1 protein-coding gene and 1 pseudogene are annotated in these 1,412 nt (G+C 69.0%); both read right to left on the bottom strand.

Annotated elements, in window-relative coordinates:
• Positions 1-382 (bottom strand): annotated as a pseudogene (locus AB0F10_RS45650) (hypothetical protein); the annotation flags it as partial.
• A 159-nt stretch (positions 383-541) separates the two neighbouring features.
• The coding region (locus AB0F10_RS45655) for a hypothetical protein (RefSeq protein ID WP_360640884.1) at positions 542-1,412 on the bottom strand (871 nt) is incomplete at its 5' end.

The following is a 1,412-nucleotide window of genomic DNA, read 5'->3' on the forward strand; positions in this document are numbered from 1 at the left end:
GTGCCGGTGCCGGTGCTGCGGCGGGCGCCCGCTTGGCGCGCCGGGGCCGGGGCACGGCGACGGGCGCCGGCCGGGCCTCGACGACGGCGACGGGCTCGGGCTCCGGCTCGGCTGCAGGCTCGGGCTCCGGTTCCGGTTGCGGTTCCGCGACAGCAGCGGCTGGTTCGGGCACGGCCTCGATCATCGCCGGGGTGGACGCCGGGGCCACGGCCCTGAGCAGGAGTCCGAAATCGATCGTCGGCAGCTTGCCGCCGGTGAGCCCACCGGCCGCGTGCAGCCGCACATCGGTGATGCAGACCTGGTCTCCGGCGGTTTCCACGACCAGGGTGGTGCTGTTACCACTGCCATCGTTGGGCAGGATGGTGATGGTGTAAGAATCCATGCTGCGGTCCCTCGGATCATGGCGTCACGACTCCACCGCGGCGACTGCCCCCGACAGCAGCGGCGTCGTTTGTGCGCCGGCGTTCATGTAGACGGCGCCAATCTATCGCGACCGGTGATCCGCACCGATGGGCGAGTGTCCGAAGGGGCGCAATTCCGCTCAGCGGCCACCCGTGTCGCCGAGCTTGTCCACGATGGCCATCTTCGTGTAAATCACCTGCCGCAACAGATCGCCCTTGCGCGTGACGGAGGCACCGTCGTCGAACTCCTTCGTCTCGTCGTCCACGGCGATCAACCGGTCGCCGATCAGCTCATAGGTCTCCTTGTCGAACAGCAGTTCCTGTGACAGGTAGCCCTCCAGGATCCGTCCCATGCCGATCGCCGGGCGGCCGTCGATGCTGACCGCGTCGGGGTTGATTTTCATGCCGGGTTCCTGCGCGAAGTAACGGAAGAAGGCCGCCTGGATCACCGGCGGCAGCACGTACTGCCCGACCAGTGCGGAGGGCTCCACCCACACCGGACCCTTCGGGTGCTCGGCATAGGCACGGACCTTCTCCGGCGTCGTCAGTTCGGCGATCCGGGACCAGTCGAGATAGGCCCACATCACGCCGTTCTCGCCCTGTCGCAGCACCTCGTACCTGCCGCTGCTCCTCGTGGCCTGCACCTGGCCATCGATGCGATTCCACACCTGAATCCTGCGGTACTTCGCCCGGCCGGGCACGAGCCTGCCGTTCGGGTACCTGCTCTCGTACCCCCGCGGGTTGCGCAATTCGCGGGTCTCCACGTACATGAACAGTTTCGGATTCGGGTCGATCCATTCGCGCCGCTCCGCCGACCACGCCGCATTCTCCAGGTACTGCGCCGCGCTGACCGGGCGAAGGTAGGGCAGCGCCGCCGTAGGGGCGTCAGACTGCCGCACGGCCGGTGGGGCCGGAGTCACGCCATCGCGGTCGACGACCGCGAACGCGGCCACGGCCGCCGCCAACGTGGCGACACCGACGGCGAGCGAGCCACGCAGGCGCCCGGGCCCG

The sequence above is a fragment of the Actinoplanes sp. NPDC026623 genome, assembly GCF_040638275.1.
Lineage (GTDB): Bacteria > Actinomycetota > Actinomycetes > Mycobacteriales > Micromonosporaceae > Actinoplanes.